The sequence below is a fragment of the Enterococcus sp. DIV0086 genome, from assembly GCF_050498705.1.
Lineage (GTDB): Bacteria > Bacillota > Bacilli > Lactobacillales > Enterococcaceae > Enterococcus > Enterococcus faecalis.
The window spans coordinates 2573536-2598574 of the sequence record NZ_JBNIDN010000001.1 but is presented as its reverse complement, the minus strand read 5'-3'; the positions used below and the strand labels follow the sequence as shown (position 1 = coordinate 2598574).

General features: G+C 37.8%; 21 protein-coding genes and 3 other annotated features. Of the genes, 10 read left to right on the top strand and 11 right to left on the bottom strand.

Annotated elements, in window-relative coordinates; genetic code table 11:
- Positions 1–22: 22 nt before the first annotated feature.
- The 7 genes from IGI63_RS12565 to IGI63_RS12535 all read right to left on the bottom strand — a co-directional run bounded on the left by IGI63_RS12565 (position 23) and on the right by IGI63_RS12535 (position 9768).
- Positions 23–1801, bottom strand: a complete 1779-nt coding sequence (locus tag IGI63_RS12565) for a glycoside hydrolase family 35 protein (protein WP_429975996.1) — start codon at positions 1799–1801, stop codon at positions 23–25.
- Positions 1802–1813: 12 nt separating this feature from the next.
- Positions 1814–2977 (bottom strand): glycoside hydrolase family 88 protein, encoded by a 1164-nt coding sequence (locus IGI63_RS12560; RefSeq protein WP_429975883.1) that lies wholly within the window; start codon positions 2975–2977, stop codon positions 1814–1816.
- Between the two features lie 393 nt (positions 2978–3370).
- Positions 3371–4591 (bottom strand): IS110 family transposase, encoded by a 1221-nt coding sequence (locus IGI63_RS12555; protein WP_033598982.1) that lies wholly within the window; start codon positions 4589–4591, stop codon positions 3371–3373.
- A 245-nt stretch (positions 4592–4836) separates the two neighbouring features.
- The gene (locus tag IGI63_RS12550; protein WP_429975882.1) at positions 4837–5664 is read right to left on the bottom strand and encodes a hypothetical protein; all 828 of its coding nucleotides are present in this window, start codon (positions 5662–5664) and stop codon (positions 4837–4839) included.
- A gap of 3 nt (positions 5665–5667) precedes the next feature.
- Entirely contained in the window at positions 5668–7407 is a 1740-nt protein-coding gene (locus tag IGI63_RS12545; RefSeq protein ID WP_202255974.1) for a DUF2264 domain-containing protein, read from the bottom strand.
- Between the two features lie 374 nt (positions 7408–7781).
- Positions 7782–8030, bottom strand: a complete 249-nt coding sequence (locus IGI63_RS12540; protein ID WP_002355684.1) for a GlsB/YeaQ/YmgE family stress response membrane protein — start codon at positions 8028–8030, stop codon at positions 7782–7784.
- 106 nt (positions 8031–8136) lie between these two features.
- Positions 8137–9768, bottom strand: a complete 1632-nt coding sequence (locus IGI63_RS12535; RefSeq protein WP_429975881.1) for a peptide ABC transporter substrate-binding protein — start codon at positions 9766–9768, stop codon at positions 8137–8139.
- Between the two features lie 147 nt (positions 9769–9915).
- Positions 9916–10148: a binding site (T-box leader), on the top strand.
- 154 nt (positions 10149–10302) lie between these two features.
- Positions 10303–10545 (top strand) — a binding site (T-box leader).
- 53 nt (positions 10546–10598) lie between these two features.
- Here IGI63_RS12535 and IGI63_RS12530 point away from each other — a divergent pair.
- The 5 genes from IGI63_RS12530 to IGI63_RS12510 all read left to right on the top strand — a co-directional run bounded on the left by IGI63_RS12530 (position 10599) and on the right by IGI63_RS12510 (position 13676).
- Positions 10599–11243 carry an amino acid ABC transporter permease gene (locus IGI63_RS12530; RefSeq protein WP_429975880.1) on the top strand — a complete coding sequence of 215 codons (645 nt, stop codon included), beginning with the start codon at positions 10599–10601 and terminating at the stop codon, positions 11241–11243.
- Between the two features lie 12 nt (positions 11244–11255).
- Positions 11256–11891: an amino acid ABC transporter ATP-binding protein gene (locus IGI63_RS12525; RefSeq protein ID WP_002355681.1), complete on the top strand. Its 636-nt coding sequence runs from the start codon at positions 11256–11258 to the stop codon at positions 11889–11891.
- 10 nt (positions 11892–11901) lie between these two features.
- Entirely contained in the window at positions 11902–12735 is an 834-nt protein-coding gene (locus IGI63_RS12520) for an amino acid ABC transporter substrate-binding protein (RefSeq protein WP_002355679.1), read from the top strand.
- Between the two features lie 176 nt (positions 12736–12911).
- A complete protein-coding gene (locus tag IGI63_RS12515) occupies positions 12912–13355 on the top strand; it encodes a hypothetical protein (RefSeq protein ID WP_002355676.1) in 444 nt (147 codons plus the stop codon).
- Between the two features lie 96 nt (positions 13356–13451).
- A complete protein-coding gene (locus tag IGI63_RS12510) occupies positions 13452–13676 on the top strand; it encodes a DUF3955 domain-containing protein (RefSeq protein WP_429975879.1) in 225 nt (74 codons plus the stop codon).
- Between the two features lie 54 nt (positions 13677–13730).
- On the opposite strand, the gene leuS is transcribed toward IGI63_RS12510, so the two are convergent.
- Both leuS and IGI63_RS12500 read right to left on the bottom strand, forming a co-directional pair.
- Positions 13731–16145, bottom strand: coding sequence for a leucine--tRNA ligase (leuS, locus tag IGI63_RS12505; RefSeq protein WP_002364766.1), 2415 nt, complete (start codon positions 16143–16145; stop codon positions 13731–13733).
- Between the two features lie 120 nt (positions 16146–16265).
- Positions 16266–16498 (bottom strand) — a binding site (T-box leader).
- 50 nt (positions 16499–16548) lie between these two features.
- Positions 16549–18762 carry an autolysin gene (locus IGI63_RS12500; RefSeq protein ID WP_429975878.1) on the bottom strand — a complete coding sequence of 738 codons (2214 nt, stop codon included), beginning with the start codon at positions 18760–18762 and terminating at the stop codon, positions 16549–16551.
- Positions 18763–19078: 316 nt separating this feature from the next.
- On the opposite strand from IGI63_RS12500, the gene IGI63_RS12495 reads away from it, so the two are divergent.
- The 5 genes from IGI63_RS12495 to IGI63_RS12475 all read left to right on the top strand — a co-directional run bounded on the left by IGI63_RS12495 (position 19079) and on the right by IGI63_RS12475 (position 23128).
- The gene (locus IGI63_RS12495) at positions 19079–19738 is read left to right on the top strand and encodes a DUF1700 domain-containing protein (RefSeq protein ID WP_002381265.1); all 660 of its coding nucleotides are present in this window, start codon (positions 19079–19081) and stop codon (positions 19736–19738) included.
- Positions 19738–20763, top strand: a complete 1026-nt coding sequence (locus IGI63_RS12490; protein ID WP_429975877.1) for a DUF4097 family beta strand repeat-containing protein — start codon at positions 19738–19740, stop codon at positions 20761–20763. The genes IGI63_RS12495 and IGI63_RS12490 overlap by 1 nt, the downstream gene beginning before the upstream one ends.
- A gap of 167 nt (positions 20764–20930) precedes the next feature.
- Positions 20931–21581 (top strand): phosphatase PAP2 family protein, encoded by a 651-nt coding sequence (locus tag IGI63_RS12485; RefSeq protein WP_429975876.1) that lies wholly within the window; start codon positions 20931–20933, stop codon positions 21579–21581.
- A 15-nt stretch (positions 21582–21596) separates the two neighbouring features.
- Entirely contained in the window at positions 21597–22565 is a 969-nt protein-coding gene (locus tag IGI63_RS12480; RefSeq protein ID WP_002355668.1) for a TIGR01212 family radical SAM protein, read from the top strand.
- On the top strand, positions 22565–23128 hold the full coding sequence (locus IGI63_RS12475; RefSeq protein ID WP_002368069.1) for a class I SAM-dependent methyltransferase: 564 nt from the start codon (positions 22565–22567) through the stop codon (positions 23126–23128). The genes IGI63_RS12480 and IGI63_RS12475 overlap by 1 nt, the downstream gene beginning before the upstream one ends.
- A 57-nt stretch (positions 23129–23185) precedes the next feature.
- On the opposite strand, the gene IGI63_RS12470 is transcribed toward IGI63_RS12475, so the two are convergent.
- Both IGI63_RS12470 and IGI63_RS12465 read right to left on the bottom strand, forming a co-directional pair.
- Entirely contained in the window at positions 23186–23854 is a 669-nt protein-coding gene (locus IGI63_RS12470; RefSeq protein ID WP_002363221.1) for an ABC transporter ATP-binding protein, read from the bottom strand.
- A gap of 4 nt (positions 23855–23858) precedes the next feature.
- The gene (locus IGI63_RS12465; protein WP_002355665.1) at positions 23859–24938 is read right to left on the bottom strand and encodes an ABC transporter permease; all 1080 of its coding nucleotides are present in this window, start codon (positions 24936–24938) and stop codon (positions 23859–23861) included.
- Between the last annotated feature and the right edge of the window lie 101 nt (positions 24939–25039).

The following is a 25039-nucleotide window of genomic DNA, read 5'->3' as shown; positions in this document are numbered from 1 at the left end:
TTCAGCTTCTACTTCTATTTTTTTAATCTATGATTACTTGATTCGTAAATTTCAAGTACTCAATTTCAATTCCCTCTGTTTCAAAAATTACTACTTCATTTTGTCCTTGCTGTAAAAATTCTTTGGGACAATACAGCGAATGAATGGGTCCTATTTCCCAATAACGACCTAGATGATGACCATTGACCACAACGAATCCTTTGCCGTAGCCTCGACAGTCAATATACGTGTCTGCTAGCTGTTCTAATTCAAATGTTACTTGATAAAATGAAGGCTGCAATGGATTTTTTCCAGCTGTGTAATCAATCTTGGCTAATTGCTCTTGTGAAAAAGTTAAGGGATAGTGTTGATAGCCTTGGTGAAAATGAATGTCTTGCATCACTCCACCTCGAATTCCTTTACTTTGTGTCGGATTATTTAATTTAAAGCCATAATTAACGCGACCTAAGTTTTCCACTAAGATATCTAACGCAAGTGTGTCTTTTTCAGTTTGTCCTGAAATGAGTAGCTCTTCTCCCACTGTCTCTTGATATTGGGTAGCAGCTAAATCTCCATCTACATAAATGTGTAAACGATCACTGGCCTCGACGACTTTTAGTTTATTTTCATGATGATAATTTTTTAAATCAAACGAATAAAGCAAGTAGCCATAGCCTGAGCCAGCTTCTTCCATACTTAATGGATACGCGGTGGTCTTCGGTGTCATCATTTGATCTTTTACTGCGAATAAGGATACGCTAGCAGTTACTGGAAAGCTTCCTAAATTCCCCAGTTTTTTCGTGCGTGGTTGTGCTTGCCAAACTTCTGGACATACTTCTTTAATTGCTTTTTGAACGGCATAATATTTTTCTGTTGGTTCTCCTGCTTCTGTTAATAAAGCATCATAATCATAGCTAGTGACTTGAGGTAAATCTTTTGCACCTCGCGCCGAACACCCGTTATAAAAGCCGAAATTTGTTCCTCCATGAAACATATAGAGATTTAAAGAACCCACTGCCAGCATATCTTTTACTTCTTTCGCCAAGTCGGTACCTTCCCGCTGAATCACTGGTTCGCCCCAACGATTGAACCACCCATCCCAGTATTCCATGCACATCAATGGCCATTTTTTACCATGACGAGTCATAAATTTTCTCAAAACGGCAGCATTTTCTTTCGAATGACTGCCAAAATTTCCTGTCACAAAAACATCCTCTTCAATTAACGTCCCCGCATCCAGAACCTCTTCCCAAGCGCCATCAGATGTAAAAAGAGGAACCTCAATCCCCAGTTCTTCCATTATCTGCTTGGTTTGTCGCAAGTACGCTTTCTCCATGCCATAGGACCCATATTCATTTTCAACCTGCATCATGATCACTGGTCCACCTTGTGTTATCTGCAGCGGTGCTAGTTTAGGCAATAATACTTGAAAATAGTTACGAACTTTAGTCATAAAAATAGGATCTGTCGAACGTAATCGTACGCCTTTTTCTTTCAAAAGCCATGCTGGTAAGCCACCAAACTCCCATTCTGCACAAATATAAGCCGAAGGACGCAGAATAACTAGTAAATTCAGTTTTTCTGCCAAGCGGACAAATGCTTCAATGTTTTTCATTCCTTCAAAATCGTATACGCCTTCTTCTGGTTCATGAATATTCCAAGGAATGTAGGTTTCTACTGTATTAGCTCCTAAAGCTTTCAGATTATAGAGGCTATCTTCCCATTGTCTAGGTGTCATTCGAAAGTAATGAATCGCCCCGCTAATAATTTTTATTGGTTGTCCATTTAATAAAAAGTCTTCTTTAATCTCAAACGTTTGCATCATTTTTCCCCTTTACCAGTATCTTTGCCATGATGGTTTTGCTAAACGCATTAAGGCTTCCATGTAAAAATAATCGCCCCATAAGTTGGGTTCATCAATCCCTTTTCCTTCTGCATGTGCGTAAACACCATGGAGTAGCAGTCCTTCATTTTCGGAATCATTTTGCGTACGATAATATTCTCCTAATTGATAAATCATTCCTTTGGCAAGCTCTTTTGCTTGAGGAAAAGCCTGTAGTTTGTCTGCTTCCAATAAACCACATGTCGCAATTGCCAGTGCCGAGCTATCTTTGTCAGATGGCATTTGGTCATTAAAATCAAAATCCCAATAGGGAATTAAATCTGCTGGCAAATGAGCTAGAAAAACCTCCACTATTTGTGGATAAATTTCTGGAAATGGTTGGGAATGGAGAAATGTTTCGTTTAGGGGAATCCCTAAAATTGCCCAACTTTGGCCTCGTGCCCAAATGGAAGTATCACTATGTCCTTGATGCGTAGCTCCATGTTTTGGTTTGCCTGTTTCTGGATCAAAATAATAGGTATGATAAGTTGTCGCATCGGATTTAATCACCGTTTTCATTAACGTATGATAGTGACGTGAGGCGATTTCCTCATAAACCCTATTTCCAGATAATTTAGTTGCTTCAAATAAAAGCGGTAAATTCATTAATGAGTCGATAATTAATCGATATTCTTTGGGATCACCATAATGGCCCCACGCTTGGATGAAGGAGCCATTTTCTTGGAATCGTGCTGACAATACTTCAGCGGCAGCTAGCACTTCTTGTTTACAGCGCTCATCACCGGTAATTTTATACCCAGCACCCGCCGATAGACTATATAAAAAACCAATGTCATGGTGGTCCAAAACAAAATGCTCTTCTAATCGTTGTTGAAAGCTGTCAATATTTTCCATTGCCAGTAAACGAAATTTTTCTTGGTGAGACCACTCATATGCCAGCCAAAGCATGCCTGTCCAAAAGCCATTGGTCCAATCATCGTTAGCTTTGAGACGATATCGACCATTCGTAGCACAAGCTGAAGGAAACTGTGTTCCGAAACGCTGCATATTTTTAGCAATTTTTGAAACGCATTCATTTAATTGCGTTTGAATCCATTCATCTGTGACATTTTCTCCTAGAGAGATCAGTCTTTGTTTATTTTCTTGACTACACATCTCCACCACTCCTTAACTTGTTAACATATTAACTTATTGTATTATAACGTAAAAGAAAATAAAAAGCGACCTTTCTTGATTATTTCTCTTAAAAACAAGAGCGTGGGACAAAAATCACTTTGGATTTTTGCTCCACGCTCAAAAACTGATAAACGGCGTGAACAGAACCAACTCCTTCGGAAATAAGCCGAAATTCTCCAAAAATCAAAGATCAATTTTCGGAAATTTCTTCTTATTTCTCGGAGCTAAACGGTTCTGTCCCGACCTCTTGTTCCTACGTTTAGTCAAGTACTTTTTTCTATATATTTATCAGGAAAAAAGTATACGAAATAAACCTAATAAATGAGAAAATTTTTTATTAGGTATGCTATAATTTTGGTAAGGATATATTCCTTATTGGTCGTTAGAGGCCGTGTATGAGTAATCATACGTACTTGAATGTCGTACCATTGAGTGGAGACATTTCAAGAGCTTGTTGATGCAAGCGACTAGCGCAACCTTATGCTTTTTGGGCGAAGGTTGCGTTTTTAATTTGTAATAATAATCGACAATGTGATTGGGTGCAGCTGCTTGCTGCCGAATCATGTTCATCATAATAAAATACAAATTCTTTCGTGCCTTTGGATTCCCATGTTTATTCATATGTTCTTGGGCAATATATTTTCCAGATTGATACCTTCTGGTATCGACACCGACAAAAGCGTTCAATTGTTTGTGAGAAGAAAACCGGCGAATGTCTCCTAATTCACCAATAATGAGTCCTGCAGAAAGTTCACCAATTCCTGGAATGCTTTGATACAAATCAAATTCTTCTGTTTGTTTGGCTGCTTCAATTAACTGTGCAGCTAATTGTTCTTTCGTTGTCAGTAATTGTTTCAATTGTTGGGCATAGTACACCACTTTTTGAACAGAAATACTTTGTCCAGATTCTGCTGGATAGGAATTTTGTGCCAAGTAAAGTAAGGTTTGTGCTTTTGCCAAGGCTTTTTGATCGGAGATTTTTTTATCGGTATTTTTCTTCAAAAGATTTTTTACTTTTGTTTGACTCAATCCTACTAAATAAGCTGGATGCGGAAATAGCTCGACAAGATTTAAAGCGAGTTTTGATAAGCGGTTGGTAAAAATGGTTTCTAGTTCTGGGAAAGTTAGTTGTAAAGCGGTATGGAGGTGCATTCTCATGTGTTTAATGTCACTTTCAATTTGTTGATAAAAGCGAGCTAAGTCCCGTGTTTGTTCATAAATTTCTGACGATTGTTGTTTTTGTTTTCGTAAAAATTGACTGTGTGTTTGAGCCAGACGATGGGCATCCCGTTTATCTGTTTTGACTGAACGTAAGTCACTATTCAGTTGTCTTTTGGCTTCTAAAGGGTTTAATAAACAATAGGCGAAATGATTCTTTTGGCAAAACGTTTCAATGACTCTTGAATAAACTCCCGTTGCTTCAAAAACGATTTGTGGTCGTTCTGGAAGAGCATAAATTTCTTGAAGAAGCTGGCAAAAATACGGTTTATCATGAAGAATTTCTTGTTCAAAAAGACAAGTAGTTTCATGATAAATAACGGCGTAACTTTTTCCCATTGAGACATCTAAAGCAAGTACATACATGATTTTCATCTCCTAAAAAGTGTTGAAAGGTTCTTCACTGCTTCATTTCGTTCCTAATTTCCTACACACGGGCTCGAAGCCCCAACATACTTAAACCAGATTTTAAAATGACAGTGAAGGAGACCATTTTTTGTTTGGGACTCGAAGTCCAAGAGATCATGGTCGGTCTTCCTTTCACTTACGACTATACGCTTAAAAGAGCAATAGAGGGTAAATTCATCCGTCGATGAATTTACCCTCTAATCTTAGTATGTTTATTTATTCCGACCGAATACTTCAATTTGGGTCAACGCTGGAAACGGAGAAGAGTCCAGCGCTTTTCGTAAGCATTTTAATGTCAAAGTTTGTGTTGTTTTCATTGGGAACTTTATTTCTTGAAAACAGGCGGTATTCGTTGTGGCAACTACTCGTTCCTCTCCATCTGAAAAGGCTAAAGTGACTTCCTCCCAATAGCTATCATGTGGGTAATCCGCCCGAAATAACAAGCGGATCCAGTCCGTTTCTACAGGCCTGCCAAAGTTAATCGTTAACTGTGCCTCCTTTTGTTGGTTAATTCCCCAAGAAGCAAATGGATACGAGCCATGAGAAAGGTTACCAAACTTAGAATCAATAGCATTTTTCGCAAAGAAAACAGCATCGTCTCTCGTTTCAACGTTTGCATATGCATGAGGATAGGCTCCTGAATATTCTTTTTGGTCATGTGTATTCATAGAAAGATTTTGATAATTGTCTTTTTCAAACGTGTGCGCTTGTCGAGCCATTATTTGGTGCCTTGCTGAATGAAAGGCCGTCTCAACAAAAGCTTTTCGAGCAGATTCTTCTAATGGAATTTGATATTCCCAAACTTTTTCTTTCAAATAAATCAATGAAGGAGCCAAAGTTTCATCTAATTGAACCATCAAATAAGGGGTAGCCCCTGTATAAGTCACTACAATTTTATCGCCAACTTGATAAAGGTACTGTTTAATTGCTAATACCGCTAACGTGTCTCCCTCCGCCATGAATGGCGCTTCTGGCTTCTCGTGATCGATTCGGCCAGTAATAATCTGATTGTCTTTATTTTTCAATTCGATTTTTATCATTTTTTATTCCTCCCTTGTCACACCACCTACCAAACAAATCAGGCGATGCGTTCCTATTGGTAGCTCTTTTTGTAAATAAGGTAAACTTGTTCTTGGGAAAAACAACGATGTATTGGGTTCAGGTTGAAGAATACCTGCGTGGTCATATCCTTCAATTGCAACTATTTGCGAACACAATTCTCCTGAATCGACTCTAGCCCACTCTTTACCAAGTTCTTTTTCTGAAAATTTTCCAAGTAACGGTAGACTGAATCCTCCTTCGCGCACTTTTAATGGAACCGATGTCACTATTTCATGTACTCTAACATGCCATTCTCCAAAAGGATAAATGGTTGTTTCAATTTCTACTTCTTGAAAAGGTAGCCATTTATAATAAACTTGCTCCTCTGTTAAATAAAAATCATGAACTTTCCCTTTAACACGAAAATATTCACCATCACGAGAAACAGCCAATACGTTATCAAAAGCTCCCTCCTCATAACACGCGCCAGCTTTGGGAACGCTAAAACCAAAGCGGCTAGAATAAACAAATTTACTATATTTAGCCGCGGCATGCGCTTGATTTTCAAGCCATAGTCCTGCAGGATAGCCGAGGACATGCGTTTTCATTTTAGGATGGATTAATAACATGTTTCCCTTTTCTATCAAACGCTTTTCTTCTCGTTTTATCGCCAACGGTTCAGCACGCCAAAACGGATGGTCTTGATCCACTGCGAGCAACAAAAATGTTTTAAAAGCCCAATACGGAGAGCCTGGTGCGTTATAGCCTTCTGCCATTACTAAATTTTCGTAATGATAGCCAATGGACAACCGACCATCATAAGTGAAAATAGCCTGTTGCATCCAACAGTGTAAATGTTTTGCTAACAGCGTTTTTATTTGTCCCCAAGGTAACGCCTCTACTTCTGCAAATATCAAAGCTGCGAAAAACGCTCCTTGAGCAAACCGATACGTTTGACTACGTCCGTAAGGTAACGCTTCGCCCTCCTCATCAAAATAGTACAGATAGTCCTGCGCGAACATAACGGCTCGTTCTGTAAAACGTTTCGCACGAACAGGATCTCTTTCTCGCATAAATTTGACATAAATCAAACTATAATAATGAAAAGCAAACGAAATATAATAATCTCTTTGCGTAGTTTTACCATCCATATACCAACCATCACCTAAATACATGCGTTCAATCAACGCCAATTCTTCCTCTAGTTCCGCTTGGTTAATCACTTGTCCACATCCCTCGAGTGCTAAACGAATGAGCACTTTGAAAAACGTCCAATTATTTTTAGGAATTTTACAACCAAGTGCCTTATTTAACCAAACCATGATATTTTCTTGCTGTTTCTCAGAAAAACAGGACCAAAAATATGTCTTATGAAGCAATAAAGTTAAAGATAATGCTGCTGCTTCCACAATATATTGATCATAATCAACAATATCGCCCCAATAATCTGGGGATGACGGATCAGTTCCTGCGATTAATTTTTCCACATAAGCATCTCTTAAAACATCATCTTTACAAGTAACCCAATACGGTCCAATTCCCCATAATGGTCGAATGAGCGCTTCCATTTCAGCATGTTGCTGATCATAGACAGCACCACTGGACCCAAAATTCACGCCAGGTTTTTCTGATGTTAAAATAGCCGTTTTTAAAGGTGTCATGATTGTTTCAAAAGCTTCCAAATATGCTTCTCTGGTCAAAAAAAGATTACTTTTTAACGATTCCATGCTTTTCGCCCCCATTAGTTTAATTCAAAGAATAACAAGGGCACTTATTTTTTTCAACTATCGTTTAATGAATAAAACGACGTATTATGAGAGCAGCATTTCACCTTCCCCAAACTTAACATATTAATTTTTTCTTTATTTTTGTTGAACCTTGAGCTATTCACTTTATCCAACAAAACTTCCATTATCAAAAATGAATAATAAATGAAAAATAAGCAGTCTAACGCAGGAAATTCTCATAATAAATATTTTTAAAAGAGTCTATGACAAAAAATCCAAAGAGATTTTTGTCATAGACTTAAAATATGAGAGAAAGACATCAAAAGTAATGGTTTGATCAACCTTCACAAGTTTTATGATGCTTTTCAAGATATCATTTTGATACAATTTTACGCCTTGCGGTTTACAATAAAAGAGTAAATAGCGATACAGATAATCGCTCCTAGCAACGCTGAGATAATTGGAAAACCGCCGATGACTGGTCCTAAAGAAGGCAACAAGAGTGATGCTACCCAACTTCCTAAAAAGCCCACGATAATATTTCCAATAATGCCACCTGGCACGTCTTTTCCTAAAATTGCGCCAGCAATTGCGCCAATAATTCCTCCGACAATTAATGCCCATAGAAAGCTAAACATTTGAAAAACCTACCTTTCATAGTTGATTTTTTTAGTTAATTTTCCTACTTTAAGGATAAAACAGAAAGCAGACTTTTTCAAAAGATAGGACTTTTCAGAAGTCAATTTATTCTTCTACATAAGCTAAACGATAGGATACTGTGCGACCAAAAGAAAATACTTGCAAACCTTGTAAGCGATCTGATTTCAAGTAACCAATGGCTCCTTGGAATAAGGGTAAAACACCGGCATCTTTTTCAATTAATGTTTTTTCTAAACTTAGTAATTCATTCCAGCGTTTTTCAGGTTCATTGGCGTAATCTTTTCTAACTTTTTGGAGACCCGCATCATATGCTGAATCGTTATAACCAGAAGTATTTAAGCCACTTTTTGAGTCATAAAATTCTAAAAAATTAATGGGATCAGCATAGTCAGGTGTCCATGTTCCAAAGGCTAAATCGTAATTACCTGCTGTTTGTAAATCCAAACGATTTTGCAAAGGCAATGATTTTAATTTGATTGTTAAACCTGGTAAATTTTGTTGCAATTGCCCTTGAACAAATTCAATGGTTTTCTTGGCAATCGCTGAGTCCGCTGAGATTAGTTCCAATTCAATTTTATCTTTGCCCAACTCTTCTTTCGCTTTGGTCCAGTTAGCTTGGGCTTCTTTAATATTATATGGCAATAAATCACCATTTTCTTTACGGAAATCTTCACCTGTGTCTGGATTTTTTGCAAAATTAGCTGGTACAAAACCATTTAAAGCTGTCGAGCCATCTCCTAAAATTTCTTTTGCAAAAGTTTCTTTGTCAATCGCTTGTAAAAAAGCTTTTCGAACATGTTCGTTGCCAGTAATTTCACGGCGATGATTGGGACTTAAATAACCTACCATGGCTTTAGGTACAAAATGTGCTTGTTTTGACTCTTTATACTGAAGTGCATAAGTATCTGCTAAAACAGTGTAATCTAAGTCGCCATTATCAAAAAGATTGGCTCCTGTGCCAATTTCTTTCACTACTTGAACATCAATTTCATTCAATTTTACGTGTTCTTTATCCCAATAATGATCATTCTTCTTCAATTTCCAAGTTTCGGAATTGCCATCCCAGCCTGAAATTACAAACGGCCCATTGCCAACAAAATTATCTGCAGAAGTCCCATAGGCAGTACCTTTTTCTTTGGCAAAGGCTTCATTTTTAGGCATAAAAGGTGTTCCAACTAAGACTTGGGCTAAATAAGAAATTGGATTTTCCAATGTTAGTTCTAGTGTCTGGTCATCGATTGCTTTGACACCAAATTCTTCCATCGTGGCTTGTCCTTCCCGCACCGCACGCCCATTTTTAAAAATATCCATTTGATTACTGCTACTTGAACCATACGCTGGATCGACCACGTTTCTAAACGCAACTACAAAATCCCCTGCTTTAACTGGATCCCCGTTTGTCCATTTTGCTTCTCGTAACTTGAATGTATAGACTAACCCGTCTTCACTAACTTGTGGCTCTGCTTTCGCCATAGCTAGCTCAGGATCTCCGTTTTTATCTTGTCGATACAAGCCTTCAACTACTTGACCAATCATATCGGAACTATAGACATCTGTATAATGAGCGCTGTCTAATGTCGAGAGTTCACCACCAGATGCGACGTTAATTTTCTGTGTAGCTGGTTCATTCGAGGTCGTTTTCGAACCGCCACTTCCACATGCTGCTAAAACCAAGCCCAGTGCAACAAGTCCGATTAACCACTTTTTCTGTTTCATACCAAAACTCCTCCTTCTGTTCAAACAACTTACCTACATTTTACATGATTTTCCATACATTTGTCCTTTTTCAGCACTTACTTTTTGAAAGAAAAATATTTTTTTAAGAATAAGAGTTGACAGATATTTTTTCTGGTGGTACAGTATTGAAAAACAGAGAACAGAAGAGTAACTGTTTCCTTTAGTGAAGAGAGTCTTTGGTTGGTGGAAAAAGACGTAAAGAAACAGCGAACCACATCTGGGAGTTGACTTTTTGAACCCTTAGTAGGAAAGTCCGGGACCACTCGTTAACAGGCGAAGTTATGAACTTCATAAGGTTCGTGTTGCGAAACACGAATAAACTAAGGTGGAACCACGATAATTGATTATTCGTCCTTTGGCTAGTCAGCCAAAGGACTTTTTTGTTTTTTAGATGCGCTTTTCAACCTGAGAGAGTGCCTCAACTCCTCAAGTCTGTTGTCCTCTTTTCCATATGCTTAATGGGATAAGCTAAAAAAGCAACAGGTTTTCTGTTCCGTTCGAACAATTTCATACTTACAATCAAGGCTTAGGACATAGTAATTTAGCTCTTCCTTTACAGAGACTTTTTCATTGGCTGAAAGAAAAAGATGGATTCTTCTTTACTCACACCTAAAAGATGTTTTTCTGAATCCTTTAGTAAGAAAAACCGGTGACTCTATCGTTAACAGAGAGTAGTTGTCAACGCAACTACATAAGGCTTATCTTGTGAAAGATAAGTAAATTGAGGTGGCACCACGAATGCGATTCGTCCTCTTGGCTCACAGCCAAGAGGCTTTTTTGTTTTTTAATAAAAATTGTTGGAGGAAAAAATGATGGATTATATTTTAGAAATTTTACCTGCTTTAGTTAGCGGAGCTGGCATGACACTGAAAGTCTTTTTCTTTACGCTCCTTGGCTCGATTCCACTGGGGATTATCATTGCCTTTATTTTACAAAGTTCGTTTAAACCTTTACGTTACTTAATTAACCTCTACATTTGGTTAATGCGCGGCACTCCGCTATTGTTACAATTAATTTTTGTTTTTTACGGCTTACCATTAATTGGTATTGTCTTTGAACGTTACGATGCGGCCTTATTCGCATTTATTTTAAATTATGCTGCGTACTTTGCTGAAATTTTTCGCGGGGGGATTCAAGCAATTCCCCAAGGTCAATATGAAGCTGCTAAGGTTTTACGTTTAACACGCTTTCAAACAGTCACCCGGATTATTTTGCCACAAGTTGTTAAAATCGTGCTGCCTTCCGTAGGAAATGAAATTATCAATTTGGTCAAGGATACTTCTCTTATTTATGTTCTTGGCTTAGGCGATCTTTTACGTGCTGGTAAAATTGCGATGAGCCGCGATGTTACATTAGTGCCATTAGCTTTAGTGGGAGTGATTTATTTACTCTTTACGGCAATTTTGACTATTGCTTCTAAGAAAATTGAAAAATTCTATCAATATTATAAATAGGAGGACTCTACCATGTTAACTATTAAAAATTTAACCAAACATTTTGACAACCGGACCATTATTGATCACTTAAATTTAGAAATTCCAGAGGGTAAAATTTTAACGATTGTTGGTCCTTCAGGCGGCGGAAAAACCACTTTACTTCGTTGTTTGGCTGGTTTAGAAACCATTGATTCTGGTGAGCTTTTGTTGGATGGTGTTCCTTTCAATCCTGCTGAAATGGACAATGCCGATCAAGTGGTTGGGGTCGTTTTCCAGGATTTCCAACTTTTCCCTCACTTATCAGTTTTAGAAAACATTACCTTAGCACCTACATTAGTACTAAAAGAAGAAAAAGCAAAAAGTCAGCAAGAAGCTTTAGAATTACTGGAAAAATTGGGCTTGGCTGGTAAAGAAAAACTCTATCCGTACCAACTTTCTGGTGGACAAAAACAACGAGTTGCACTTGCTCGTGCCTTAGCAATGAAGCCAAAAGTTCTTGGGTACGATGAACCAACGAGCGCGCTAGATCCAGCTTTACGCCAACAAGTGGAAGAAGTTATTTTAGATTTACGGAAACAAGGCATGACACAGATTGTCGTGACCCACGATATGGCTTTCGCTGAAAAAATTGCAGACAATCTTTTGACGGTTGCCCCCGTCCAATAGAAAGGAGTTTATGATGAAAAAGAAATATTCTTTAGCCTTGCTGGTTATCTGTTGTAGTTTACTCCTATTTGCAGGTTGTGGTAAAAGAAAAAGCAACGAAGATCAATGGACACGGATTAACGAAGAAAAACGGATTATTATTGGCTTAGATGACTCCTTTGTGCCCATGGGTTTTCAAGATAAATCAGGCAAAATTGTCGGCTTTGATGTCGACTTAGCCAAAGCGGTTTTTAAACTTTATGGCATTTCCGTTGACTTCCAACCGATTGATTGGTCTATGAAAGAAACAGAATTACAAAATCAAACCATTGATCTTATTTGGAACGGCTACACTAAAACGAGCGAGCGGGCCGAAAAAGTTCAATTCACACAACCTTACATGACGAACGACCAAGTACTTGTTTCTTTAAAAGAAAAAAACATTGCAACAGCGAGCGACATGCAAGGCAAAATTTTAGGGGTTCAAAACGGCTCTTCTGGCTATGATGGCTTCGAAAGTCAGCCTGACGTTTTGAAAAAATTTGTTAAAGACCAAACGCCTATTTTATATGACGGCTTTAATGAAGCTTTCTTAGATTTAAAATCTGGCCGAATTGATGGGCTCCTAATTGATCGCGTCTACGCCAACTACTATCTTTCCCACGAAGATAATTTAAAAAACTATACTATTTCTCATGTCGGCTATGACAATGAAGATTTTGCTGTGGGCGTCCGCAAATCAGACAATCAATTAGTCCAAAAAATCAATACTGCCTTTGAAACGTTACGAAAAGATGGCACCCTTAGTAAAATTTCTCAAAAATGGTTTGGAGAGGACGTTACAAATAACACAAAAATAAACTAAATAACGAATAAAAAGGTGTACTGCTGACTTAGTACACCTTTTTATTTGAATCAAATTCTTAGCAAATTCTAACTTATGAAGAACTTTTATTTTTGCTACACTAGTAAAAGTCGAGAGAATTTGTCCTTTTCTGCCTAGAACAATCATTACTCTCAATAAATGAAAGGAGAAAAAAAATGCCTACTAATAAAAAAGAAGGAATGCTTTTTACTACGTTAATGTGCTTTCTGATGGTTTTCGGAATGAGCACCTATAATTTATTATTGCATGGAGAATTTTCATTGTACGCCTTATCAAAAGGTTTGCTTCCTGGATTTATCGTTGCTTTTATTTTAGACGTTTTCATCGTTGGTGTCTTAGCTAAGAAAATCGCTTTTTCTTTACCCTTTAATAAAGAAAAACGGCTATTACTTATTCTGACCATTTCGAGTCTCATGATTATCGGCATGGTGACTTGTATGTCTTTATTTGGCTTATTAATGGAAGGCCAGACGTTGTCACTAAGTGCGTATTTCCAAGCTTGGGGCCTGAACTTTATTGTTGCCCTTCCTTATCAATTGCTGATTGTCGGTCCCTTTTCACGTATGATCTTAACCAATTACCAACAACGACAAACTTAGAAAATAGATTTCTTATCTAAGTTTTAACAGTTGCCTAAAAAAAAGTTAACCTTTTTGATTTATCTTAGTGATAGTTCATTAAAGGAGGAACTGAAGTTGAAAAAATATCGTATTAGCTTATCTCTTGGCTTGATTAGTCTTTTATTATTTATGATCTCTATTTTAGTTGGATCAACATTATCTAGCGATGGACTTTTAAAAGAACCGGCCTTTTTCTGTACGCCGCTCGGTTACTTTTTTCTCTTCATCGCCTTGCTTTCGGTTATAACAATCGCATGTAAAGAACATATGAATCAAAAAGGTAAAACAAAACAACCTTAAAAAGAGCCTGACGTTTTGATACGTCAGGCTCTTTTTTTAATAAAAACATATAACTTAATTTGCAACAATATTTACTAATTTATCTGGAACAGCAATCACTTTGCGCACTGTTTTTCCTTCAATAAATTCTTTAACAGCTTCATGGTTCATTGCAATTTGTTCTAATTCTTCTTTGCTTAACCCACGAGCGACATTTTGTTTGCCACGTAATTTTCCGTTCACTTGGAAAACTACTTCCACTTCATCTTCTACCAAGGCCGCTTCATCATAGGTTGGCCAAGGGACATAAGTTAAACTTTCCTCGTTACCTAAAATTTGCCATAGTTCTTCACCAATATGTGGCGCGATTGGCGCAAGTAATTGGACAAATCCTTCCACATATTCATAAGGTAAGGCATCCACTTTATTGGCTTCATTCACAAAAACCATTAATTGAGAAATCGCTGTATTAAAGTGCAAGTTTGCCATATCTTCTGTCACTTTTTTAACCGTTTGATGATAAACTTTCGTTAAACGGCCATCATTAATTGTGGTAATTCGGTCACGCATTTTTCCTTCTTCATCAACAATCAGACGCCAAACGCGATCTAAGAATTTACGACTTCCTTCTAAGCCATTTTCATTCCAAGCAATGGAAGCATCTAATGGGCCCATGAACATTTCATAAAGACGTAACGTATCCGCACCATATTTAGCCACCACATCATCGGGATTTACAACATTGCCACGTGATTTAGACATTTTTTCGTTGTTTTCTCCTAAAATCATACCTTGGTTGTATAATTTTTGGAAAGGTTCTTTGGTAGGAACCACACCAATATCATATAAGAATTTATGCCAAAAACGAGCATAAAGTAAATGCAGCACCGCATGTTCGGCACCACCAATATAGATATCAACTGGTAACCAACGTTTTAATTTTTCAAAATCAGCAATTTCATTTTTATTATGAGGATCAATGAATCGTAAGTAATACCAAGAGCTTCCAGCCCATTGTGGCATAGTATTCGTTTCACGTTTTCCCTTCATGCCAGTTTCAGGGTCGACGACATTGACCCATTCATCAATGTTTGCTAATGGCGATTCCCCAGTTCCACTTGGGCGAATATCCGATGTTACTGGTAAACGTAGAGGTAACTCAGATTCAGGAACCGTTGTGGTTGTTCCATCTTCCCAATGGATCACAGGAATTGGTTCACCCCAGTAGCGTTGACGAGAGAATAACCAGTCACGTAAACGATAAGATACTTCTTTTTTCCCTACGTGATTTTCTTCTAGCCACTCATTCATTTTAGCGATGGCTTCTGCTTTGTTTAATCCATTTAAGAAATCAGAATTGATATGCGGTCCATCCCCTGTATAGGCTTCTGTTGTAATGTCGCCACCTGCGATTACTGGTAGGATATCAATGCCAAATGTTTTCGCAAATTCGTAATCCCGTTCATCATGCGCTGGGACCGCCATGATTGCGCCTGTGCCATAGCTTGCTAAAACATAATCGCCAATCCAAATTGGAATTTCTTGGCCATTGACTGGATTTATCGCATACGCACCTGTGAAAACACCTGTTTTTTCTTTTGCTAAATCCGTTCTATTTAAATCAGATTTTTTTGAGGTTTCTTCAATATATGCTTCTACAGCTGCTGTTTGTTCAGGTGTCGTAATTTTTTTCACTAGTTCTAGTTCAGGAGCTAGAACAGTATAGGTTGCACCAAACAAGGTATCAGGACGGGTTGTAAACACCGTGAAACTTTCTTCTGTGCCAGCGACTTTAAAGGTCACATTGGCTCCTTCAGAACGTCCAATCCAATTTCGTTGCATATCTTTAATACTTTCTGGCCAATCAACAAGCTCTAAATCTTCTAATAAGCGATCTGCATAAGCAGTAATTTTCAACATCCATTGACGCATTGGTCGGCGAACCACATCATAACCGCCACGTTCACTTTTTCCATCAATGACTTCTTCATTTGAAATAACAGTTCCTAGTTCAGGTACCCAGTTAACCGCAACTTCTGCTTCATAAGCTAACCCTTTTTCATATAATTTTGTAAATATCCATTGTGTCCATTTGTAATATTCAGGATCAGTGGTATTAATTTCACGATTCCAATCATAGCTGAATCCTAGTGAATTAATTTGGCGACGGAATGTTTCGATATTTTTCTTAGTAAATTCAGCTGGGTCATTTCCTGTATCTAACGCATATTGCTCTGCTGGCAAACCAAACGCATCCCAGCCCATTGGATGCAACACATTATAGCCTTGCGCACGTTTCATACGTGAAAGAATATCGGTTGCTGTATAGCCTTCCGGGTGACCTACGTGTAAGCCTTGTCCAGATGGATAGGGAAACATATCTAGTGCATAAAATTTTTCTTTATTTGGGTCGTCCAATGTATTGAAACAATTGTTCTTAGCCCAATATTTTTGCCATTTTTTCTCAATCTCTTTGTGATTGTAGCTCATGTTATTCCTCCTAGTAATATAAAATTTTTCATTCTTAAAATTTGCCACCTGCAGCCATTGTCACTATTCTGACTTAAACTAGCCACTTAGTGATAAAAAAAAGTCCTATAGGAAAAATTCCTATAGGACGTGAACATACAAATGCAACGTGGTACCACCTAAATTCGTCAAAGAAACGGTCAGTCACCGTCACCTTAACCTCAAACGTCTTAACGGTCGTCACCGACTTTTCCTACTTGTTTTGTTCAAAAAAGTAACTTAAAGGCGAGTTCAAAAGCTTCTGTACGTATTTCCACCAGCCATACGCTCTCTATCACATGGTTCTTTCTACTATTCCTTCTCATTGTTTTTTTCTATTATAAGACTCATGTTACCAAAGATAGCTATTTTTTTCAATCTTAAATTAACCAACTTTTAAAGTTTGACCAATATAAATTGTATCCCCGCTTAAGCCATTTAATTGTTTGATTTTTTGGATGCTGATTCCGTATTGCATTGATAAGCCCCAAAGTGAATCACCGCTTTTAACTGTATGGCGTTTGCCTGATGCACTATTTGTTGAAGAAGCATTGCCACCTGCAGAAGCGCCTTTTTTCACGATAATTGTTTGACCAGCAAAAATTAAATCGCCTTTGATCCCGTTCCATGAACGTAGATTAGCAACACTCACGCCAAACTGTGCAGAAATTTTATTCAGCGTATCACCTGATTTAATCGTGTAGGATGTTGTCGCACCGCCACCATTATTCGTAGGCTTGTTCGTATTCGTTGAACCTGAGTTGGCGCCTTTTTTCACGATAATCTTTTGACCAGCAAAAATCAAACTACCGCTGATGTTATTCCAGGCTTGTAAGTTAGCCACACTAACACCGAATTGTGCAGAAATTTTGTTCAAGGTATCGCCTGATTTAATCGTGTAGTACGTATTCGTTCCTGATTGATTATTGTTAGAACCACCATTGCTTGAGCCACCGGTGTTACCTGAAGTACCTTTTTTCACAATAATTTTTTGACCAGCGAAGATTAAATCGCCAGAAATGCCATTCCATGAGCGTAAATTAGCAACACTCACGCCATATTGGGCGGCAATTTTGTTCAAGGTATCGCCTGATTTAATTGTGTAGTACGTATTCGTTCCTGATTGATTATTGTTAGAGCCACCGTTGTTTGAGCCACCAGTGTTACCTGAAGCACCTTTTTTCACGATGAGTTTTTGACCAACGAAAATTAAATCGCCAGAGATGCCATTCCATGAGCGTAAATTAGCAACGCTCACGCCATATTGGGCGGCAATTTTATTCAAGGTATCCCCTGATTTTACAGTATAGTACGTGTTCGTTCCTGATTGATTATTGTTAGAACCACCGCTGCCTGAGCCACCAGTGTTACCTGAAGCACCTTTTTTCACGATAAGTTTTTGACCAACGAAAATTAAATCGCCAGAGATGCCGTTCCATGAGCGTAAATTAGCAACGCTCACACCATATTGCGCGGCAATTTTATTCAAGGTATCTCCTGATTTTACAGTATAGTACGTGTTCGTTCCTGATTGATTGTTCGAGCCGCCTGTTCCTGGATTAACTGTTCCGCCCCCAGTATTTCCACCAGAAGATGGTGTATCATATTGAGTTAAGTTATATGCGGTAATGACATTATTTAATTTAGCATTGTAGCTAGGATCTGTCGCATAACGACCTGTTAACCAAGCAGTTGCATCGCGGTACGAACTTGTATTGCTTTTCCAAGCCCCAGCATAATAGTAAACGCCCGCTTGGAAAGAAGTTGTTTTTAGCACGTGCGCATTATCTTGGAATGATTCCATGTAAGAAGGATATTTACGGAAAGGTTCTTTTTTCACTAACCATTTGCCGTTTAAATATTCCCATGTATCCATATAGACAGATTGTCCATTGTAGCTGCCTTTAATCCCAAATAAGTTATAGTTTGGTGCCTTAGATAGCGTACTTGCTCCCCAACCACTTTCAACGATTGCTTGAGCCATCATCACTGATGCATATAAATCATTGGCTTGCGCAATAGGTTGTGCACAACGAGCTAACTCGGAAATAAATTCTGAAGGACTTTGCGTCGGTGATAACGCTGAAAAAGTTTGCGCAGAAGCTACTCTAGCTTCGGGTACTTTTACTTCATCATCTGGTGTAACCGCAGGCGCTGCTTCGGACTCGGTTGTTGAAGGAGCTACTGGCGCGATTTCTGCTACTGAAGAATCAGTCGTTCCTGATTCCACAGGTGTAGTTGAATCAACTGTTGGTTGCTCGGTACTTGGTGTTGTTGGTGTTTCTTTTGATGATTCAGTTGTCGATTCAGTCGTTGTTGACGAATCCGTTGTCGGTTGTTCCGTAGTTCCTGGCGTAGTTTCTGTTGTTGGTGTCTCTACTAAGCCAGTTTCCGTAGTAGGTGCTTGGGCAACTTCCGCATTTGTTGGCTGCTCTTCTGTTGCCTCAGCAGTCACTGGTAATAACGCAACGGGCGTTCCTACAGATGAAACAATTAACGCCGAGCTGAATAAAGTAGTACTCTTCTTCCATTGTACTGGCGTTTTCTTTCTTTGTTGTGCTTTCCTTCTTTCGATACGTGACATTGATTCTTTCTTCATTGATACGTCCCCAACTTTCCTTTTTTAACTTATATGTAAATGTAATTTTTTAGTTTTGTTATTATAACAAGTATACCTTTTTTTCTGGCGAATTAAAAACACTTCAACAAAATTTCATATTACTGTAACTAGATTGTAAAGAAGTAATGTTTTTTAACATGGATTTACTCTCTTGTTACTACTCGGAAAAAAACTGCGACTTTAGTTGTAGACGCTTCTTTACCTTAGTCTGATTTTTTTAATTTCTCTTGTTATTCGCCCAAAAAGAAATTATAGTTTAAGATGAGAAATGAATCGTGTAGAAAGAGGGAGCGGAATGAATAAAGAACATTTTATTATTGAGCTGAAAATTTATTTAAAAGCGTTAAATCCAAAAGATCAAGCTATTATTCTTGCGAAATACAAGGCGTTATTTGATGCTCGTGTTGCGGAAGGCGAAACAGAAGAACAAGTGGCAAAATCATTGGGGAAACCACGGGTTATCGCAGAAGAAATTTTAAAAGAACAAGGCATCGAATTGACGGAACGAAAAATTGAAAATAATGGCTGGCAAGAAATTCCAGCGGCTACACCTGCTTATGATCATCCCTATGAAGAAGAATCTGAATTTTACTATGATAATGATTCTCCATACTATCAACGACCACAGCATCGGCCGCTAACCCGATTTTTCCAAGTGCTTGGTATTTTCTGTTTAAATTTTTTCTTCATGTTTTGGGTTATTTTAGGGATTGCCTTAATGTACGTCGGTTGTGGCATTGCCGGAGCTGCAACTTTATTTTCACCAATTTATGGTATTTATAGTGTTATTACCCAGGCAAATGCCGCTTCCTTTTTCCAATTATCTATGAGTCTCTTTTTATTTGGTGCATCAATCATTGGTTGGTTACTGTTTCTACCAATTTTAAAATTTTCAGCACATGTCTTTAAGCGTTATTTCCAATGGAACATTGCTGTTTTACGAGGTGATATCTAATGAAAAAAACAACAGGGATTCTCTTATCCATTGCTGTCTTAGCGATGCTAATTGGTGGATCTGGCGCCGTCTATTATTACAAGCAAGCGGAAAAATCAGTCACACCGCTAAAAGAAAGTTATACACTAAAAAATAAACAAGCAGGCGAAGAACTTCACTTATCCTTAAAAGGCAAAGGCCCTTATACCATTTATAAAACTGATAGTAACAAAATGGGATTACGATCACCGAATAATGCCTTTTATTCAAAAGCTGAAGGCACCTTAAATGTCAAAGAAGAAAAAAATAAAATAACAGCAACCATCAATACCACTCGCACACAAAACCAACCCGAATTGTCATTCTTTAATATTGGTATTTTTAGTGACTTCACACCGAACGTGAGTGTCCAGATTCCTAATAATGTGAAAAAGTTAGTAATTGATGGCTCAACCCATTCACCAGTTTCATTGAATGCTTTTAACGTAGACGAATTAACAACTAATCTACCAAATTCTTATGTTAGTCTATCGGGTGTTAAAACCAAAAAAATGACGCTTAACTCTTCAGATGGTATCTACCTTTCAGCGGATACTTCCGCTAAAAAAGCAACAGTTGAAACCACTGACGGCGATATAACGTTGGATTCAGCCTATTTCGATGAAATCAAAAATACTACTACTTCTGGTGATATTCGAGTGCAAAATGCTCGTGGAAACATCCAAGCAACAACGACAGATGGCGATATTAGCGTCTATGATTTCAAAGGAGAAGCTAACTTTTCAAGTGAAAATGGTGATTTTTCTTTAGACATGCCAGCTGTGCCTAAAAAATTAACTGTTGCTCTTGTCCATGGAGATATTTATGTAAATTCTGGAGAAATTTTGCGTAACATTTCAATCAAAGGGGAATCAAAATTAGGCGATGTTCAACTTTTAAACAAAGAGCGAACATCTTATAAGAATGGTCGTGCGGATACAGAGTTTAACCTTTCTAGCGAATTCGGCGATATTACCGTTGATACTCCTGATGATGATAATCAATAAACATGCGCCATTTAAAAAAGTTCTAGCACCACAATGAGAGATTGTGCTGCCAGAACTTTTTTAATATCTGTATCCCCTCTAATCAGGCAATGAAATTATCTTTTAATTTTTTACCCTTTTGATGGTATAATACGGATTGTTGCGATTAAATTTTGAAAGGATTTTTTATGAAAAACAAACTTTATTATCAATTTGCAGGTAGTTGTTTTCTTTTAGTATTTATGTTTTTAGGCTATGTTGTTCGTTTTTATCCAACCTGGCTCAAAGGCTTTGATCAAACGATTACTTCTTTTGTTCGTCGTCCTTTTCCACAGCTAAATAACTTTTTTATTTGGTACACCAAATTTGCCAATTCATTGACGATTATCATCTTAGCAATCGTTGTCATTGCTCTGTTTATTGTTTGGAAATATTATGCTGAAGCATTATGGCTCTTTATTAATACTGCCTTAATTGCTGGCGTAGGTAATTCTTTATTAAAATTATTCTTTATGCGCCAACGTCCTACTTTGGAGCATTTAGTAACTGAACATACTTATAGTTTTCCTAGCGGACATGCTGTAGGAAGTACCTTGTTCTACGGCACTATTTTATTGATTCTGCCAATTTTCATTAAAAATAAAACGGTCCGCCTTTGTATGCAAATTTTACTAGGTATTGGGATTTTCATGATTGGGGTTAGTCGAATCTATTTAGGTGTCCATTTCCCTAGCGATATCTTAGGTGGTTTTTGTCTTGGTTTAGCTTGGTTGTTATTAAGTTACCCTATTTATTTAGAAAAACGCTTTGTTTGGCGATTTCAAAGCAAACAACGCTAGAAAGAAGTCTTGATTATGCAAATTTTCCCTTATTCAGATGATCCAAATAAACGCTATCACACTTGGAACTATGCACTTCGTCAACAGTTTGGTGAAAAGATTTTTAAAGTGCCAATTGATGGTGGCTTTGATTGCCCCAATCGTGATGGGACGGTTGCCAAAGGTGGTTGTACGTTCTGTAGTGTTTCTGGCTCAGGCGACATGATTGTTGCACCTAGCGATCCCCTGCCGCTTCAATTTCAAAAAGAAATCCAATTGATGCATCAAAAATGGCCAACTGTCGATCAATACATTGTTTACTTCCAAAATTTCACCAATACACATGCGCCCGTTGACGTTATTCGTCATCGGTTTGAACAAGTAGTCAATGAAAAAGGTGTCGTTGGTTTATCCATTGGTACCCGTCCTGATTGTTTGCCTGATGAGGTAGTGAACTATTTAGCCGAATTAAATGAACGCTTTTATTTATGGGTAGAGTTGGGTTTGCAAACCACATTTGAGGAAACTAGCGCTGCCATTAATCGCGCTCATGATTATCAAACATATCTAGATGGCGTGGCTAAATTACGGAAACACGGGATTCGGGTCTGTACACATTTAATTAACGGGCTACCTGGTGAAACCCCCGCTATGATGCGCGAAAATGTGCGGCGAACTATTCAGGATTCAGATATCCAAGGGATTAAACTGCACTTACTTCATTTAATGACAAATACCAAAATGATGCGGGATTATAATGAAGGACGCTTACAATTGATGAGCAAAGAAGCCTATGTTTCAGTGATTTGTGATCAGTTAGAAATGATTCCACCCGAAATTGTTATTCATCGCTTGACAGGCGATGCTCCCTTTGAAACAATTATCGGACCGATGTGGAGCTTGAAAAAATGGGAAGTTCTCAATGCGATTGATGCGGAAATGAAACGCCGCAACAGTTATCAAGGAAAATATACTGTCATTTCAGGAAAGGAAGTTTTCAATTAATGCTACAAACAGCCCTACATTTTAGTCACCAACTTTTAAAAGAAGTAGTGGAACCTGGCGACTTCGTCATTGATGCAACAATGGGAAATGGTCATGATACAGCATTCTTAGCAGAGCTGGTTGGCCCTTCTGGTGAAGTTTTCGCCTTTGATATCCAAAAAGAAGCGTTGATCAATACAGAACAAAAGTTAACAGAACTTAATTTACTCCCACAAACTACGTTATTTCCATTAGGACATGAACATCTTCATGCTGTCCTAGATGAAGAAACAGAAATCACTGCCGCTATTTTTAACTTAGGCTATTTACCTAAAAGTAATAAGGAAATTATTACAAAACCCACTACGACTAAACAGGCGTTAGATGGGTTACTGCCTCATTTGGTAAAAGGAAGTCGCATTATTTTAGTCGTTTATTATGGCCACGAAGGTGGTTCAGAGGAACTTGATTTGGTCACGAATTACACGCAAGCCTTACCACAAGATGTTTACAGTGTCTTACGTTATGAGTTTATCAATCAAAAAAATCAGCCACCTGTTCTTTTCTGTATTGAAAAGAAATAAGAGAACATGGTCGGATTGTCTCCAGCAATCCGATCATGTTCTCTTTTATTTGTTTTGTTACTCTGTCAATTCACCATCACGAATACGAACCACTCGATCACAGTATTTCAACAAACGCTCATCATGTGTCACCATGATAATCCCTTTATCTTTCTCTTTGGCCTCTTTCGCTAGTAATTGGACAACATCAAACGCCTTTTCTGTATCTAAACTAGCCGTTGGTTCATCTGCCAAAATTACGTCTGGCTCATGATACAATGCACACGCAATGGCTACCCGTTGTCTTTCCCCACCAGAGAGATCACGAGGATAACTATTTCGTAATTCTTTTAAACCCAACGTCTCTAACAATTGCTCTTTTAATTCACTATTTTTACGTGACTTATCAACTTTTTCAATTAAGTGAAATTGATCTTCCACTGTTAAAAATGGCACCAAATTAGAGCTTTGTAAAATAAAGCCGATTTTTTGAAAACGTTGCGCCAAACGTTGCTTTTTCGTTAACTTATTTAGTGATTGCCCGCCAACAATGACTTCGCCACTTGTCGGTGCCTGTAAACCAGCTGCAATCGTTAAAAAGGTACTTTTACCAGAACCAGAAGGACCAATTACTGCGACAAATTCACCTGGCTGAACCGCAAAAGATAATTCTTTTAACGCGATCACTTCTGTATGTTTTTCACCATATTTTTTATAAATATTTTTCATTTCTAAAACATTTGCCATGTCTCTAACCTCCAATCGCGATTAACGGATCAATTTTAGCAATCGTTCGAATTGAAAATGCCCCGCCAATTAATGCAGATAAAATCAATAGTACACTAAACAAAATCATGCGTGGTCCATTAGTTGCATAAGGCATCGCTTCTGGTAAAAAGAGCACGGTAATTCCCGTTAAAGCAAGACCAATCGCCACTCCTAGAACAGCCAATAAAGCGGTTTGTAGCATGACTGCCTTTGCTAAGAAACTAGTCGGCACCCCTTGAACTTTTAAGACACCGAACATTGCTGTTTTCTGTAAAGTCATCACAAAGATAAAAATACCGATAATGAACGCTGCAATCACAATCAAGAAATAAATCATACCATCCAAGGTCAAGTTTTGAGCGCTGTATCCTGGCAGTTTTTCAATAAAATCTGAAATTGAAAGAACTTGGCTGTCTTTATTAGTCGTTTTAACTTCCGCGTTGTCCTTGCTGCGAACAATGAAACCATTAACCATTTTGGCCATTGCTGGATTGTCACCATATTTAATTGACCGCCAAGTATCCAGAGAAGTGTAAATAACTGGCACAATGTTATAGCTACTTTTAGAAATAAAGCCGACAATTTCTAATTGCTCATCATATTTCCCTGCAGTTAATTTGTCGCCAATTTTAAATCCTTGATTTTTCAATGTTTCTGAAGCAATCACTTGATTTTTATCAGTAAATGCGTTTCCTTCAATCACTTTTGGCATTAAAAAACTTTCTTTTTCAATCCCAAATAAGCTAACATTCGTTAATTCAGCCTTTTTGTCATCTGCTGGGCGGATGGCTAACGACTGTTGACCAATCGGTGCAATTTTGCCTCCTGAAATCGTTTCTTTCACGTTTTCATCTAACACTGATACATTTAAATTACTATTGGCCTCTTTTGATAAAACCACTTGATTCGCTTGCCATTGATCTACGGCTAAACGATTTCCTTGAGCTAAACCGTTCGCTAAACCTGACAAAATAAAAATTAACCAAGCAATCAAGACCATTACTAAGACTACAAGGACGTACCGTCCTTTTGAATACTTCATTTCATTAAATCCTAAAAACATGAATGGTTCACCTCTTTCTTCTTTTCGAAATAAACTATACCACTTATCAATCGATAAATCAATAATTATTTATCAATCGATAAGTGAATTTTACAAAAAAA

Bases quoted from the DNA above. Each gene is read 5' to 3' on its own strand.
- IGI63_RS12565 (WP_429975996.1), bottom strand. From the start codon at position 1,801: ATGCAAACGTTTGAGATTAAAGAAGACTTTTTATTAAATGGACAACCA.
- IGI63_RS12560 (WP_429975883.1), bottom strand. From the start codon at position 2,977: ATGTGTAGTCAAGAAAATAAACAAAGACTGATCTCTCTAGGAGAAAAT.
- IGI63_RS12555 (WP_033598982.1), bottom strand. From the start codon at position 4,591: ATGAAAATCATGTATGTACTTGCTTTAGATGTCTCAATGGGAAAAAGT.
- IGI63_RS12550 (WP_429975882.1), bottom strand. From the start codon at position 5,664: ATGATAAAAATCGAATTGAAAAATAAAGACAATCAGATTATTACTGGC.
- IGI63_RS12545 (WP_202255974.1), bottom strand. From the start codon at position 7,407: ATGGGGGCGAAAAGCATGGAATCGTTAAAAAGTAATCTTTTTTTGACC.
- IGI63_RS12540 (WP_002355684.1), bottom strand. From the start codon at position 8,030: ATGTTTAGCTTTCTATGGGCATTAATTGTCGGAGGAATTATTGGCGCA.
- IGI63_RS12535 (WP_429975881.1), bottom strand. From the start codon at position 9,768: ATGAAACAGAAAAAGTGGTTAATCGGACTTGTTGCACTGGGCTTGGTT.
- IGI63_RS12530 (WP_429975880.1), top strand. From the start codon at position 10,599: ATGATGGATTATATTTTAGAAATTTTACCTGCTTTAGTTAGCGGAGCT.
- IGI63_RS12525 (WP_002355681.1), top strand. From the start codon at position 11,256: ATGTTAACTATTAAAAATTTAACCAAACATTTTGACAACCGGACCATT.
- IGI63_RS12520 (WP_002355679.1), top strand. From the start codon at position 11,902: ATGATGAAAAAGAAATATTCTTTAGCCTTGCTGGTTATCTGTTGTAGT.
- IGI63_RS12515 (WP_002355676.1), top strand. From the start codon at position 12,912: ATGCCTACTAATAAAAAAGAAGGAATGCTTTTTACTACGTTAATGTGC.
- leuS (WP_002364766.1), bottom strand. From the start codon at position 16,145: ATGAGCTACAATCACAAAGAGATTGAGAAAAAATGGCAAAAATATTGG.
- IGI63_RS12500 (WP_429975878.1), bottom strand. From the start codon at position 18,762: ATGAAGAAAGAATCAATGTCACGTATCGAAAGAAGGAAAGCACAACAA.
- IGI63_RS12495 (WP_002381265.1), top strand. From the start codon at position 19,079: ATGAATAAAGAACATTTTATTATTGAGCTGAAAATTTATTTAAAAGCG.
- IGI63_RS12490 (WP_429975877.1), top strand. From the start codon at position 19,738: ATGAAAAAAACAACAGGGATTCTCTTATCCATTGCTGTCTTAGCGATG.
- IGI63_RS12485 (WP_429975876.1), top strand. From the start codon at position 20,931: ATGAAAAACAAACTTTATTATCAATTTGCAGGTAGTTGTTTTCTTTTA.
- IGI63_RS12480 (WP_002355668.1), top strand. From the start codon at position 21,597: ATGCAAATTTTCCCTTATTCAGATGATCCAAATAAACGCTATCACACT.
- IGI63_RS12475 (WP_002368069.1), top strand. From the start codon at position 22,565: ATGCTACAAACAGCCCTACATTTTAGTCACCAACTTTTAAAAGAAGTA.
- IGI63_RS12470 (WP_002363221.1), bottom strand. From the start codon at position 23,854: ATGGCAAATGTTTTAGAAATGAAAAATATTTATAAAAAATATGGTGAA.
- IGI63_RS12465 (WP_002355665.1), bottom strand. From the start codon at position 24,938: ATGTTTTTAGGATTTAATGAAATGAAGTATTCAAAAGGACGGTACGTC.